The organism is Azovibrio restrictus DSM 23866 (assembly GCF_000429665.1).
GTDB classification, from domain to species: domain Bacteria; phylum Pseudomonadota; class Gammaproteobacteria; order Burkholderiales; family Rhodocyclaceae; genus Azovibrio; species Azovibrio restrictus.
Map to the genome: position 1 here is coordinate 142,645 of NZ_AUCH01000006.1, position 13,823 is coordinate 156,467.

At 66.2% G+C, this 13,823-nt stretch carries 13 protein-coding genes; 10 read left to right on the plus strand and 3 right to left on the minus strand.

Annotation, left to right across the window (positions count from 1 at the left end):
* Positions 1–27: 27 nt before the first annotated feature.
* The 6 genes from G474_RS0108085 to G474_RS0108110 all read left to right on the plus strand — a co-directional run bounded on the left by G474_RS0108085 (position 28) and on the right by G474_RS0108110 (position 6,760).
* Positions 28–765, plus strand: coding sequence for an amino acid ABC transporter permease (locus G474_RS0108085; RefSeq protein ID WP_026686532.1), 738 nt, complete (start codon positions 28–30; stop codon positions 763–765).
* A 1-nt stretch (position 766) separates the two neighbouring features.
* Complete coding sequence (gene gltK, locus G474_RS0108090) at positions 767–1,447, plus strand: glutamate/aspartate ABC transporter permease GltK (protein WP_026686533.1); 681 nt, start codon at positions 767–769, stop codon at positions 1,445–1,447.
* Positions 1,448–1,472: 25 nt separating this feature from the next.
* Entirely contained in the window at positions 1,473–2,201 is a 729-nt protein-coding gene (locus G474_RS0108095; protein ID WP_026686534.1) for an amino acid ABC transporter ATP-binding protein, read from the plus strand.
* A 111-nt stretch (positions 2,202–2,312) separates the two neighbouring features.
* Entirely contained in the window at positions 2,313–3,287 is a 975-nt protein-coding gene (locus G474_RS0108100) for an amino acid ABC transporter substrate-binding protein (protein ID WP_169729507.1), read from the plus strand.
* Between the two features lie 98 nt (positions 3,288–3,385).
* On the plus strand, positions 3,386–5,269 hold the full coding sequence (locus tag G474_RS0108105; protein WP_051282112.1) for a sensor histidine kinase: 1,884 nt from the start codon (positions 3,386–3,388) through the stop codon (positions 5,267–5,269).
* 165 nt (positions 5,270–5,434) lie between these two features.
* On the plus strand, positions 5,435–6,760 hold the full coding sequence (locus G474_RS0108110; RefSeq protein ID WP_026686537.1) for a sigma-54-dependent transcriptional regulator: 1,326 nt from the start codon (positions 5,435–5,437) through the stop codon (positions 6,758–6,760).
* A gap of 110 nt (positions 6,761–6,870) precedes the next feature.
* Here the strand turns inward: G474_RS0108110 and G474_RS0108115 are convergent, their stop codons facing one another.
* Positions 6,871–7,428, minus strand: a complete 558-nt coding sequence (locus tag G474_RS0108115) for a hypothetical protein (protein ID WP_026686538.1) — start codon at positions 7,426–7,428, stop codon at positions 6,871–6,873.
* Positions 7,429–7,697: 269 nt separating this feature from the next.
* On the opposite strand from G474_RS0108115, the gene G474_RS20085 reads away from it, so the two are divergent.
* A complete protein-coding gene (locus tag G474_RS20085) occupies positions 7,698–8,384 on the plus strand; it encodes a histidine phosphatase family protein (RefSeq protein ID WP_084513651.1) in 687 nt (228 codons plus the stop codon).
* Between the two features lie 20 nt (positions 8,385–8,404).
* On the opposite strand, the gene polA is transcribed toward G474_RS20085, so the two are convergent.
* Positions 8,405–11,128 (minus strand): DNA polymerase I, encoded by a 2,724-nt coding sequence (polA, locus tag G474_RS0108125; protein ID WP_026686539.1) that lies wholly within the window; start codon positions 11,126–11,128, stop codon positions 8,405–8,407.
* 8 nt (positions 11,129–11,136) lie between these two features.
* On the opposite strand from polA, the gene G474_RS0108130 reads away from it, so the two are divergent.
* Genes G474_RS0108130 through G474_RS0108140 form a run of 3 tightly spaced genes read left to right on the plus strand, consistent with a single transcriptional unit; the run spans position 11,137 to position 13,228 of the window.
* A complete protein-coding gene (locus tag G474_RS0108130) occupies positions 11,137–11,865 on the plus strand; it encodes an LOG family protein (RefSeq protein WP_026686540.1) in 729 nt (242 codons plus the stop codon).
* 49 nt (positions 11,866–11,914) lie between these two features.
* A complete protein-coding gene (locus G474_RS0108135; protein ID WP_026686541.1) occupies positions 11,915–12,253 on the plus strand; it encodes a DUF2782 domain-containing protein in 339 nt (112 codons plus the stop codon).
* A gap of 15 nt (positions 12,254–12,268) precedes the next feature.
* Entirely contained in the window at positions 12,269–13,228 is a 960-nt protein-coding gene (locus tag G474_RS0108140) for a homoserine kinase (RefSeq protein ID WP_026686542.1), read from the plus strand.
* Here G474_RS0108140 and cobU read toward each other — a convergent pair.
* Positions 13,221–13,775: a bifunctional adenosylcobinamide kinase/adenosylcobinamide-phosphate guanylyltransferase gene (cobU, locus tag G474_RS0108145; protein WP_026686543.1), complete on the minus strand. Its 555-nt coding sequence runs from the start codon at positions 13,773–13,775 to the stop codon at positions 13,221–13,223. The two genes, G474_RS0108140 and cobU, sit on opposite strands and share 8 nt — an antisense overlap.
* Between the last annotated feature and the right edge of the window lie 48 nt (positions 13,776–13,823).

Here is a 13,823-nt window from a genome sequence, read left to right on the forward strand (position 1 = left end):
GAACGATAACCATAGGAGGGATACAACATGGGTTACCAATGGAACTGGGGAATCTTCTTCCAGCCGTCCGCCACCGGTGACGACACCTACTTCGGCTGGATGCTGGCCGGCTTCAAGATGACCATCGGCCTGTCCCTGAGCGCCTGGGTCATCGCCCTGCTGCTGGGCGCCCTGATCGGCGTGCTGCGCACGGTGCCGAACCGCTTCCTGGCCGGCCTCGCCAGCGCCTACGTGGAGCTGTTCCGCAACATTCCCCTGCTGGTGCAGCTGTTCATCTGGTACTTCGTGCTACCGGAGCTGCTGCCCCCCAGCATCGGCGAGATCTACAAGCAGTCCAATCCGATACTGCAGCAGTTCCTCGCCTCCATGGTCTGTCTGGGGCTGTTTACCAGCGCCCGGGTGGCCGAGCAGGTGCGTTCCGGCATCAACTCCCTGCCCCGGGGCCAGAAGAACGCGGGCCTGGCCCTGGGTTTCACCCTGCCCCAGACCTACCGCTTCGTGATCCTGCCCATGGCCTTCCGCTTGGTGGTACCGCCGCTGACTTCCGAGTTCCTCAACATCTTCAAGAACTCCGCCGTCTGCTCCACCATCGGCCTCCTGGAACTGGCCGCCCAGGGCCGCCAGCTGGTGGATTACACGGCCCAGCCCTATGAATCCTTCATCGCCGTGACCCTGGCCTACATCCTGATCAACGTCACCGTGATGACCCTGATGCACAAGTTCGAAAAGCGCATCGCCGTGCCCGGCTACATCGGAGGTAAGTGAAATGTACGAATTCGACTGGTCCTCCATTCCCGGCTCCCTGCCCTTCCTCTGGGACGGCATGAAGATTTCCCTGGAAATCACCCTCCAGGCCATCGTCGTCGGCATCGTCTGGGGCACCCTGCTGGCGATGATGCGGCTCTCCTCGATCAAGCCCCTGTCCCTGTTCGCCGCCGGCTACGTGAACCTGTTCCGGGCCGTGCCCCTGGTGATGGTGCTGCTCTGGTTCTTCCTGATCGTGCCCCGGTTCATCGAGCAGCTGTTCGGCCTGCCCACGGGCACCGACCTGCGCCTGACCTCGGCCATGATCGGCTTTGCCCTGTTCGAATCGGCCTACTACTCGGAGATCATCCGCGCCGGCATCCAGTCCGTGCCCAAGGGCCAGATGGCCGCCTGCCAGGCCCTGGGCATGACCTATGGTCAGTCCATGCGCCTGGTGATCCTGCCCCAGGCCTTCCGCAACATGGTGCCGCTCTTGCTGACCCAGGGGATCATCCTGTTCCAGGACACCTCCCTGGTTTACGTGTCCGCGCTGGCCGACTTCTTCGGCGCCGCCTACAAGGTGGGCGACCGGGACGGCCGGCTGGTGGAAATGCTGCTCTTTGCCGGCGCCGTCTATTTCGTCATCTGCTTTGCCGCCTCCCAGCTGGTGAAGCGCCTCCAGAAAAAATACCACCCGGCCTGAGTGGCCGCCCGTCAGGAGAAATTTCATGATCAAGATCGACAACGTCAGCAAGTACTACGGCGACTTCAACGTCCTGAAGGAGTGCAGCACCACGGTCGAGAAGGGGGAAGTGATCGTCGTCTGCGGCCCCTCCGGCTCAGGCAAATCGACGCTGATCAAGTGCGTCAACGGCCTGGAGCCCTTCCAGGCCGGCGAGATCACCGTCAACGGCATTTCCGTGGGCGACCCCAAGACCAATCTCTCCAAGCTGCGCGCCCACGTGGGCATGGTGTTCCAGAACTTCGAGCTGTTCCCGCACATGAGCATCACCCAGAACCTGGCCATCGCCCAGGTCAAGGTCCTGGGTCGCAAGCAGGAGGAAGCGGTGGAAAAGGGGCTGAAGCTCCTGGACCGGGTGGGCCTGAAAGCCCATGCCCACAAGTTCCCCGGCCAGCTGTCCGGCGGCCAGCAGCAGCGGGTGGCCATCGCCCGGGCCCTGGCCATGGACCCGATCTGCATGCTGTTCGACGAACCCACTTCGGCCCTGGACCCGGAAATGGTCAACGAGGTGCTGGACGTGATGACCGAGCTGGCCCAGGAGGGCATGACCATGATGTGCGTCACCCATGAAATGGGCTTCGCCCGCCGGGTCGCCAACCGGGTGATCTTCATGGACCACGGCCGCATCGTCGAGGATGACGAGAAGGAAGCCTTCTTCGCCAATCCCCGCTCGGAACGGGCCCAGCAGTTCCTGGCCAAGATCCTGCACCACTGAGGCGCCCGCGCCCCTGCAACTGCCCGGGCAGTCCGAACGCTGCCCGGGGCCATTGCCCCGGAATCGACGCGCAATCCACGCAGAAGAGAGGCATCCATGCAAGCAGCACTGGTGACAAAAGTAGGCACGGGATGGGGCGAAACCGCCGGCGTTGAAGCCCCAGATCAGCCGCCTGGCCGGATGGGCGGCAAGCGCCGGGGACTGCGCCTCTTTTCCCGGCTGCTCCCGGGCCTGCTCGGCCTGTTGCCCCTGCTCATCCTGGCCGCCCCGACCCAGGCCGAGACGACCCTGCAGCGCATGGCCCGCAGCGGCACCGCCGTCATCGGCTACCGGGAAGCGTCGATACCCTTTTCCTATGTAGATCAGCAGAACCGTCCCCTGGGCTACACCATCGAACTCTGCCAGCGCCTGGTGAGCGCCCTGGGCAAGCAGCTGGGGCGGGAACTGAAGCTGGAATACCGGCCCGTGAGCCCCGCCAACCGGATCGAGCAGGTTGTCAGCGGCCAGGTGGACCTGGAATGCGGCAGCACCACCAACAATGCCGAACGCCGGAAAAAGGTGGCCTTCACCGTGCCCCACTTCATCAGCGCCAGCCGCTTCATGGTCAAGGCCTCCTCCGGCCTGCTCGAGCACGGCGACCTGCGCCGGGCCAACATCGTCACGACCCGCGGCACCACCGCCGAAAAGCTGTTTCAGCAGCTCAACCTGGGGACGCGGCTGGAGGTGGCCCCCGATCACCGGGCCGCATTTGCCCTGCTGGAAAGCGGCCGGGCCGATGCCTTCCTCATGGATGACATCCTGCTCGCCAGCCTGCGGGCCTCGGCCCGGGACCCGGGGCAGTTCCGCTTTCTCGAGCATGTGTACTGGATCGAGCAGCTCTCCATCATGTTTTCCCGCGATGACCCGGAGCTCAAGGCAGCGGTGGACAAGGAGATGAAACGCCTGGCCCTGGCGGGGGAAATCCACCGCCTGTACCACAAATGGTTTGAACTGCCGATCGCCCCGCACGGGATCAATCTCCAGTGGCCCATGTCCTTCCTGCTGCGCGACGCCCTGCGCCACCCCAGCGATGCCCCGGCCGACTGATTTCGCTGCGGCCAGGGCCTCTCTCCCGGTTGCCACAGCCCCCGCCGGACTGGCATGCTGGGCGCAGCCCCGCCCGTCCTTAACCGAGCGCTCCGTGCATGAACCCTAACCTGCACCAGGTGACCCTCAACATCCGCCCCGCCCGCCAGCTCCTGCTGCTGGTGGTGGCGACAGTGCTGCTGGTCCTGACCGGCATGGGCACCTACCGCTTGAGCGAACAGGCCGGCGTGGCAGCCCTCAGCAGCCAGGCCCAGCACCGGCTCGACCTGTTTGCCGCGGCTGTAGACAGCATCGTGAACCGCTACGCCCACGTGCCCGGCACCCTGCACCTCAATCCCAAGGTGGCGGCCCTGCTGCGCCACCCGGAGGACCCGGGCCTCCAGGGCGAGGTGAACCGTTACCTGGAGCAGCTCAACATCCATATCGACAGCATCGCCCTGATGGTCCTCGACGCCCGGGGCCAGGTGCTGGCCAGCAGCAACTGGAACCGGGACGACAGCTTCATCGGCGAGGACCTGTCCTTCCGCCCCTATTTCCAGCAGGCCCTCCAGGGCCGCCCCACCCGCTATTACGCCATCGGCACCACCCGGGGCGACCCGGGCTACTACGTTTCCCATCCGATCATGGACGGGGAGCGGGTGCGCGGCGTGGCGGTGATCAAGATCGGCCTGCGTCCCCTGGAAGAAGCCTGGCTGCCCCTGGAAACCCCAGCCCTGATCGCCGACAGCAACGGGGTGGTGATCCTGGCCTCCCTGCCCGAGTGGCGGCTCACCGCCCTGGCCCCCCTGAGCCAGGCCACCCTGGAGGAAATCCGCAGCAGCCGCCAGTACAACCAGCAGGCCATCGGCACCTTCCCGGTCAGCCTGGCCCAGGGCTTGGACAGCACCCAGATCGTCAGCTTCCCCGGCCACGGCATCAACAACGGCGGCCTGCGGCGCAGCAAGGAATTCGTCGCCCAGAGCCGGCGCCTGCCCGACAGCGGCTGGCGCCTCACCGTGTTTTCCGACCTGCAGCCGGTGCGCGGTCAGGCGGCTGGCGATGCCACCCTGGCGGTGATGGCGACGGCCTTCATGCTGCTGCTGCTGCTGTTCATCAACCAGCGCCGCCGGGCCCTGCGCCAGCGCCTGGAAACCCAGGAGCTGCTGGAGCGGGCCAACGCGGAACTGGAAGAGAAGGTGGCGGCCCGCACCACCGACCTGCAGGCCACCAACGCCCGGCTCCAGGACGAGGTCCAGGAGCGCAAGAAAGCCGAAGAGACCCTGCGGGCGGCCCAGGACGAACTGGTCCAGGCCGCTAAGCTGGCGGTCCTGGGCCAGCTGGCCACCGGCATCACCCATGATCTGACCCAGCCCCTGGGCGCCCTGCGCACCCTGTCGGACAACGCCGTCGAGTTCATGCACCGGGGCGAACTGCCCACGGTGGAAAAGAACCTGGGCATCATCGGCAAGCTGGTGGATCGCATGGGCAGCATCATCGAACCCCTCAAGTCCTTTGCCCGCAAGGCACCCCCCCATCCCCAGGTGGTGGACGTGGGCCAGGCCCTGGGGCATGCCCTGTTCCTCCTGGAGCGCAAGCTGCGCCAGGGCGGGGTCCGGGTGCACAACCGCTGCCCGGCCGGCCCCTGGCGGGTCTGGTGCGAGCCGGTGCGGCTGGAGCAGGTGCTGGTGAACCTGATCGGCAATGCCATCGACGCCATGGCCGGCCAGCCCACCCGGGAACTCATCCTGGAAGCCGGCCCCGCCGCCAGCGGCCGGCTGGCGATCCGGGTCCAGGACACGGGCCCGGGCCTCAACCCCAGCCATGCCGAACGCCTGTTCGAACCCTTCTTCACCACCAAGCCCGCCGGCCAGGGCCTGGGGCTGGGTCTGGCCATTTCCCGGGACATCATCCACGATTTCGGCGGCGACCTGGCGGCCCGCTCCCGCCCGGAAGGCGGCGCCGAATTCTGCATCGAACTGCCCCTGCCACCGGAGGAACCATGAACCTGAATGCTTCACCCCAGAGACACAGAGACCCGGAGCAGGGGAGAGACTCAAGCGCCTGTCCGACAGCCTTGCCCGATCCGGTGGATGCAACAGCCAGCCGCCCCCAGGCCTGTTTGCCCCCGGCATGCTCCGGGCGCCGGGGATTCATATGAGGTTTTCAGGATGAGCCCCGATCTACAGGTCCTCATCGTCGAGGACGACCCGGATGTGCGCCTGGGCTGCGAACAGGCCATGCAGCTGGCCGGACTGCCGGTCAGCAGCGCCGGTTCCGCCGAAGCCGCCCTGAAACTGCTGCGCCCCCCCTTTGCCGGGGTAGTGGTCACCGACATGCGCCTGCCCGGCATGGACGGCCTGGAACTGCTGCGTCAGCTGCGGGAACAGGACCCGGAACTGCCGGTGATCATGATCACCGGCCACGGGGACGTGACCCTGGCCGTGGAAGCCATGCGCAGCGGCGCCTACGACTTCATCACCAAACCCTTCCCCCCGGCCCATCTGGTGGAGGTGGTGCGGCGGGCCCTGGAAAAACGGGCCCTGACCCTGGAAGTGGAAGCCCTGCGCCGCCGCCTGGACGGCAGGGACGACATCGAAGCCCGGCTGATCGGCAATTCCCCCCAGATGGCCAGGATCCGGCAGTTGATCCTGGAAGTGGCCGACGCCGACGTGGACGTGCTCATCAACGGCGAAACCGGCACCGGCAAGGAAATGGTGGCCCGCTGCCTGCACGACCTGAGCCGGCGCCGGGAACACCACTACATCGCCATCAACTGCGGCGGCATGCCCGACAACCTCCTCGACAGCGAACTGTTCGGCCACGAAGCCGGCGCCTTCACCGGGGCCCAGAAACGCCGCATCGGCAAGATCGAATACGCGGCCGGGGGCACCCTGTTCCTGGACGAGCTGGAAACCATGCCCATGCAGATGCAGATCAAGCTGCTGCGGGTGCTCCAGGAACGGCAGCTGGAACGGCTGGGCTCCAACCAGCTGCTGCCCGTGTCCTGCCGGGTGGTGGCCGCCAGCAAGGAAGACCTGAAGCAGCTCGCCGCCCAGGGCCGCTTCCGGGCCGATCTTTATTACCGCCTGAACGTGGTCACCCTGGACCTGCCGCCGCTCCGGGAGCGGCGCGAGGACATTCCCCTGCTCTACAACCACTTCCTGCTGCAGGCCGCCCACCGCCACGGCCGGCCGCTGCCGGAAGTGGACCGCAAGCGCATCCAGGAACTGATGGCCCACGACTGGCCCGGGAACATCCGCGAACTGCGCAACCTGGCCGACTGCCACGCCCTGGGCCTGAGCCGGGACCCGACGGATGCGGGCGCCAGCCGGGTTCCCTCCTTCATGGAAGCCGTGGAAGGCTACGAACGGGCCCTCCTCAGCGCCGAATTCCAGCGCCAGGGCCAGAACATCGCCCGCACCGCCGAAAGCCTCAAACTGGCCCGCACCACCCTGCACGACAAGCTGAAGAAATACGGCCTGCTGGAAAGCTAGGCCGGCCTCAGTGGGCCAGGCGGAATAGGGCGATGGTGCCGATGCCGGGGGGAGTATCAGGCGGCGTCGCCCGAACACGGGGAAACACAGGCACAGGTTTGCAGCTTTGTTCACAGCAACTGAACAATGACGCTATTTCCGAAAAACTTGAGCTTGGGGCGTTCGAGATTCGGAAATCTTCCGTGATAGCCGTTGAAAGTAAATTCATAGGAATCAATGGCTCTGCCTGCATAGTCGTAACTGACCTCGCACCACGGATTCCAGTAGCCCCCCAGCCACACCGCGTCAGGCGCCCACTGCAACAAAAGGGACTCCTGGGGAATCTTGTGCTCGAGATTGCAACCTCGATTTGTACTCACCCCCCAATAGACGAAGGCATCAAGCTCCGCCACATAAGCCTTACTGTTCCGGTCAACTACGTGCGCATCCAGGATAGCGATACTCTGACGCTGCTGATCGTCTGGCCGAAGCAAAAATAGGGGGCTGCCGCGAACATTGAAAACCTGAACTTTGCCTGGAACTATTGGAGCAATCGGAAGAACGACTTCTGCCTCGTTAAGCGTTTGTGCAGATGGGCTCAATGAGGAAGCAAGCACACCGATGACGGCCAATATCCCGCCCAAGCAGAAAACGAGGGTCAACCCCCCAAGCAGTATCCGGCGGCTCATGAAATCCAAGACGGCTGTAGAAAAAACGACCTCATGCCATAATCATGCAACAAACTGTGTGGGGTATCAAAGCACTCTATCTGCAGGCTCAAATCCCTCCCTACCCTCGATCTTTTTTCTCGCGCGCTGCAGGCCATCACCTCTTGGCACACCTCCACCTCCTGGAAATGGGGCCGGCGCTCACTGGGTGACACAAAGGGCTGTTCTTCCTCCGTGTCTCCGTGTCTCTGTGGTTCAAATCCGGTTTTCAGCCTTATGGAAAAACAAGCATGACCCCAGCCCCCTCATCCCCCTCCCGGGTACGGCCTCTGCGCACGCTGTATTTTGTGCGGCATGGTCAAAGCCAGGCCAATGCTGGTGGCGTGACCATGCCCCACGCCGACATTCCCCTGACCGAGCTGGGCCGGCGCCATGCCCAGGCCCTGGCCGCCTTGCTGCCCCCGACGCCAGCGCGGGTGTTGTGTTCGCGTTTCATGCGCGCCCAGCATACGGCCCGGCCCTATTGCCAGCAGCTGGGGCTGGAGCCGGTCGTGCATCCCCTGCTGCATGAGTTCGAGACCCTGGACCCGGACTTGATTGCCGGGATGGACGGCGAACAGCGCCAGCCGATCGTGGCGGGATACTGGGCCGAGGGCGATCCGCACAAGCGCATGGGGGCGAATGCGGAAACCTTCGCCGAGTTTGCCCAGCGGGTACGGCGCTTCATGGAAGAGGACATGCCGGCGCTGCCCGATGGCACGGTGCTGTTCGGCCACGGCATGTGGGCCGGCCTGCTGGCCTGGCTGCTGCTGGGATTCGGCACGGACAGCAGCCTGGAAATGCGGCACTTCCGACGCTTTCAGCTGGGCTTGCCGATGCCCAATGGGGCCCTGTACCAGTTACAGGAACTGAGCCCCGGCCATTGGCGGCTACGGGCTGATGCAGAGGCCATGCGCACGGTCATGGCCGTGCAGTAAGCCAGGGAGAGAAGCCCGGCTCAGTGGGCTGCTTCCCAGTCCTGGCCCACGCCGACTTCCACCACCAGGGGCACTTTCAGCTGGCCGACGCCGGCCATCAGGCCGGGCAGGTGCTGGCGTATTGGCATCAGTTCCGCATCGGGTACTTCCAGCACCAGTTCGTCATGCACCTGGAGCACGATGCGGCTCTGCAGCTGTTCCGCTTCCAGCCAGTCCTGCACGGCCACCATGGCGAGCTTGATCAGGTCGGCGGCGGTGCCCTGCATGGGGGCGTTGATGGCGGCGCGCTCGGCGCCCTGGCGCCGGCCGGCGTTGCTGCTCCTGATTTCCGGCAGGATCAGGCGGCGGCCGAACACGGTTTCCACGTAGCCCTGGTTGCGCGCCTGTTCCCGGGTCTCTTCCATGTAGCGGGCGACGCCGGGGTAGCGGGCGAAGTAGCGTTCGATGTAGGTCTGGGCGGCGCGGCGCTCCAGGCCCAGGTTGCGGGCCAGGCCGAAGGCGCTCATGCCGTAGATCAGGCCGAAGTTGATGGTCTTGGCCACCCGGCGCTGGTCGGGCCCCACTTCCAGGGGCGAAACCGCGAAGATTTCCGCCGCCGTGGCCCGGTGCACGTCCTCGCCCCGAGCAAAGGCTTCCAGCAGCCGCTCGTCGCCGGAGAGGTGGGCCATGATCCGGAGTTCCACCTGGGAATAGTCGGCGGAGACGATGCTGCAGCCTTCCGGTGCCACGAAGGCGGAACGGATGCGCCGGCCTTCCTCGGTGCGTACCGGAATGTTCTGCAGGTTGGGTTCGGAGGAAGCCAGGCGGCCAGTGACGGCGGTGGCCTGGGAGAAATGGGTGTGCACCCGACCGGTGCCCGGGTTCACCATGCGCGGCAGCTTGTCCGTGTAGGTGCTCTTCAACTTGGAGAGGCTGCGATGTTCGAGCAGCAATTTCGGCAGGGGGTAATCCAGGGCCAGCTCGGTGAGCACTTCCTCGTCGGTGGAGGGGACGCCCCCCGGGGTCTTCTTTTTCACCGGCAGGCCCTGCTTCTCGAACAGGATTTCCGCCAGCTGCTTGGGGGAGCCCAGGTTGAAGGGCTGGCCCGCCAGTTCATAGGCCTGCTGTTCGAAGGCGAGGATTTTCTGGCCCAGTGCGTGGCTCTGCTTCTGCAGCAGGCCGGCATCGATGAGCACCCCGGTGCGCTCCATCTTGAACAGCACTTCCCGGGCCGGCATTTCGATGTCCCCGTAGATCCGGGCCAGGCCCGCGTCAGCGCTCACCTGGGGATACAGGGCCTGGTGCAGGCGCAGGGTGATGTCCGCATCCTCGGCTGCATATTCGGCAGCCAGGGGCACGGCCACCTGCTCGAAACCGATCTGCTTGGCCCCCTTGCCACACAGTTCCGTGTAGGGAATGGTGGTCAGGCCCAGGTGGCGGCTGGAGAGCTGGTCCATGTCGTGGCCCTTGTCCGACTCCAGCACGTAGGACTGGAGCATGGTGTCGTGGGCGATGCCGGCCAGCGCGATGCCGTGGTTGGCGAAGACGTGCTGGTCGTATTTCAGGTTCTGGCCCAGCTTCAGGTGGGCGGCCGATTCCAGCCAGGGTTTCAGCTGCGCCAGCACCGCTTCCAGGGGCAGTTGCGCCGGGGTGTCCGGCCCCTGGTGGCCCAGGGGAATGTAGCAGGCGAGGCCGGGCTCGGTGGCCAGGGAGATGCCGACGATGCGGGCGGCAAAGGGGTCCAGGCTGGTGGTTTCCGTATCCACGGCGGTGAGGGGGGCTGCGGCGATGCGGGCCAGCCAGGCTTCCAGGGTCGGCCAGTCCAGCACCGTTTCGTAGCCGGCCCGGTGGGAGCCGTCGTCGGGCAGGCTGGGGACCGGGGCGGCGCTCCCCGGTGCGGCAACAGCGGGGGCCGCCGGGACGCCTTCCAGCTCCCGGGTCCAGCTGCGAAAACCGTAACGTTCGTAGAGGGATTTCAGGGTGGCCTGGTCCGGCGCCCGGGGCGCCAGCTCCGCCGGGGCCGGCAGTTGGGAAAGTTCGCAATCCACGGTGACCAGTTTCCGGCCCAGGGGCAGGAACGCCAGGTGGTCGCGCAGGTTCTGGCCCACCACCCCCTTGATCTCGTCCGCGTGGGCGACGATCTCGTCCAGGCTGCCGTACTGCTCCAGCCATTTGACCGCCGTCTTGGGGCCGCATTTGGCCACCCCGGGCACGTTGTCCACCGTGTCCCCCACCAGGGTCAGGTAATCGACGATACGGCTGGGGGGCACGCCGAACTTGGCCAGTACCCCGGCTTCGTCGAGGATTTCCTCGCTCATGGTATTGACCAGCCGCACCGAGGGATTGACCAGCTGGGCCAAGTCCTTGTCGCCGGTGGAGATCACCGTTTCCAGCCCGGCCTCGGTGGCCCGGCGGGAGAGAGTGCCGATCACGTCGTCCGCTTCCACCCCGTCCACCATCAGCAGGGGCCAGCCGGCAGCCTGCACGGCCTCATGGATGGGCGGGATCTGCAGGGCCAGGTCCTCGGGCATGGGAGGCCGGTGAGCCTTGTATTCCGGGTACCAGTCGTCCCGGAAGGTCTTGCCCTTGGCATCGAAGATCACCGCCTTGTAGTCCGCCTTGAAGTCGCTTTCCAGCCGGCGTAGCATGGACAGCACCCCTTTCATGGCCCCGGTGGGAAATCCCTCACGGTTGCGCAGGTCGGGCAGGGCATGGAAGGCGCGATAAAGGTAGGACGAACCGTCCACCAACAATAACAAAGGCATAGATAACGATGAACGAGAAAGATAAATTACCTCGGCTGCTGGATCCGGATCTGCAACTCCACTCCAACGCCGCACGGGAAGCCTGGCGGGTGTTCGGCATTATGTCAGAGTTCGTGGAGGCCACGGACCGGCTGAAGATGATCCGCCCGGCGGTCTCCATCTTCGGCAGCGCCCGGATCAACCCCGACCAGCCCTACTACCAGCTCACCGAAAGCATCGCCCGGAAACTCTCGGATGCCGGCTTCTCGGTGATTTCCGGCGGCGGCCCCGGCATCATGGAGGCAGCCAACAAGGGCGCCTTCCACGGCCGCTCCCCCTCCGTGGGCCTGAACATCCAGCTGCCCCACGAACAGAAGAACAACCCCTACCAGGACATCTCCCAGACCTTCCGCCACTTCTTCGCGCGCAAGTACATGTTCGTGCGCTTCGCCAGCGCCTACGTGGTGATGCCCGGCGGCTTCGGCACCCTGGACGAGCTGATGGAGGCCCTGACCCTGGTGCAGACCGGCAAGAGCCGGATGATTCCCATCATCCTGGTATGCACGCCCTTCTGGCAGGGCATGGTGGACTGGTTCCGGGACCGGCTGGTACAGGAAAAGATGATCAGCCCCGAGGACATGAACCTGATCCAGCTCCTGGACGAGCCGGACCAGATCGTCAGCGCCATCTTCAAGCACTACGAATCCCAGGGGTTCGCCCCCCTCCCCGCCGAGCGGGAGATGATGCTCAATCTGTAATAGAATCCGCTGCCCAGCCGCAGCCCTTCTTGTACGCGAGGAAAACCCCATGCGCCGCCTGCTTCTCACCCTGCTGTTTGCCGCCCCCCTGGCCTGGGCCCAGGCGGACCGTCCCGCCAACCTGGAACCCCTGCCGGCCGTGCCTCCGCCGCCCCCGGACATGCAGCCCTTCGACGAGGCCCTGGAACCCCAGGTCACCATCCGCAAGGAAGAGCGGGGCACGGTCCAGGAGTACCGGGTGAACGGCAAGCTCTACATGGTCAAGGTGGTGCCCGCCGTCGGCGCCCCCTACTACCTGGTGGACAACGACGGGGACGGCACTCTGGAAACCAACAGCCCCAACGATCCCGGGGTCAAGGTGCCAATGTGGGTGATCGGCACCTTCTGATGCGCCCCTGACGGCATGTCGGTCTACACCAGCGTCAGCCGGGCCGAACTGCAGGCCTGGCTGGCGGATCTGCCCGTCGGCCCCCTGGAAAGCAGCCAGGGCATCAGCGCCGGCATAGAAAACACCAACTACTTCGTGCATACCTCGGGGGGGCGCTACGTGCTCACCCTGTTCGAGGCCTTGCACGGCCAGGCCCTGGATTTCTACCTGCAGCTCCAGGCCCGGCTGGCCGCCGCCGGCTTTCCCTGTCCCTGCCCCCTGGCCTTTCCCGACGGCAGCCTGCAACGTCCCCTGGCGGGCAAGCCGGCGGCCCTGCTGACCCGGCTGCCGGGAGCGCCCCGGGAAGCGGTGCAGGCCGCCCACTGCCTGCGCATAGGCCGGGAGCTGGCCCGTTTCCACCAGCTCTGCCGGGCACTGCCCGATGCCCCGGCCCACACCCGGGGACCGGACTGGCGCCGGACCACCGCCGCCCGGCTGACGTCCCACCTGGACCCGGCCCGGCAGCAGCTGCTGGAGCAGGCCCTGGCACTGGATGCGGGGCTGCCCTGGAGGGACCTGGAGCGGGGCCTGATCCATGCGGACCTGTTCCGGGACAACGTGCTCTGGGACGGGGAACAGCTGGGAGGTCTGCTGGATTTCTACTTTGCCGGCACCGAGGTCCTGCTCTTCGACCTGGCGGTCACCGCCAACGACTGGTGCCTGGACCCGTCAGGCCGGCCGGAAGCCGAGCTGGAACAGGCCCTGCTGGCCGGTTACGGGGAAATCCGCCCCCTGTCGGCCGCCGAGCGGCAGCACTGGCCGGCCATGCTGGCCGTGGCGGCGCTGCGCTTCTGGCTCTCCCGCCTGGAGGTGGCCCTGGCGCCCCGGAGCGGGGAACTGGTGACCCTCAAGGACCCGGAAGACTTCCGCCGCCTGCTGGCCTGCCGCCTGGCCGCCTGCCCAGCTAACAAACCACGGCAGCCAGCCGCTACTTGAGCACCAGGGGCAGCCCCGCTGCCACCAGGGTGACCCGCCCGCACACCGCCGCCACCTGCTGATTCAGCCGCCCCTGTTCGTCGGCGAACAGGCGCGACAGCCGCTCCATGGGCACGATGCCCCAGCCCACCTCGTTGGATACCAGGATCACCCGGCCCGGCAGTTGCGGCAGGGTGTCTACCAGGGCCCGGATTTCCCCCGCCAGCAGCGGGCAGTCCAGGGCTTCCCCGGCTTCGGCCTGGGCCGCGCCCCGGCCGGCGAAGAGCAGGTTGGTGAGCCACAGGGTCAGGCAGTCCACCAGCAGGCAGGTGTCGTCCCCCGCCTCCCGGGCCAGCAGCGCCGCCAGGGCCAGGGGCTCTTCCCGGGTCTGCCAGTGGGCCGGGCGGCGCTCCCGGTGATGAGCCACCCGCCGGGCCATTTCCCCGTCCCCGGCCTGGGCCGTGGCCACGTAGATCACCCGGGCGCCGGCCGCTTCCGCCTCCCGGGCCAGTCGTTCCGCGTGCAGGCTCTTGCCCGAACGGGCGCCGCCGATGATGAGTTCCGCCATGTGCGAGCAATGGAAGGGTAAGACAGAGGCCGTATAATGCCTGCCCTC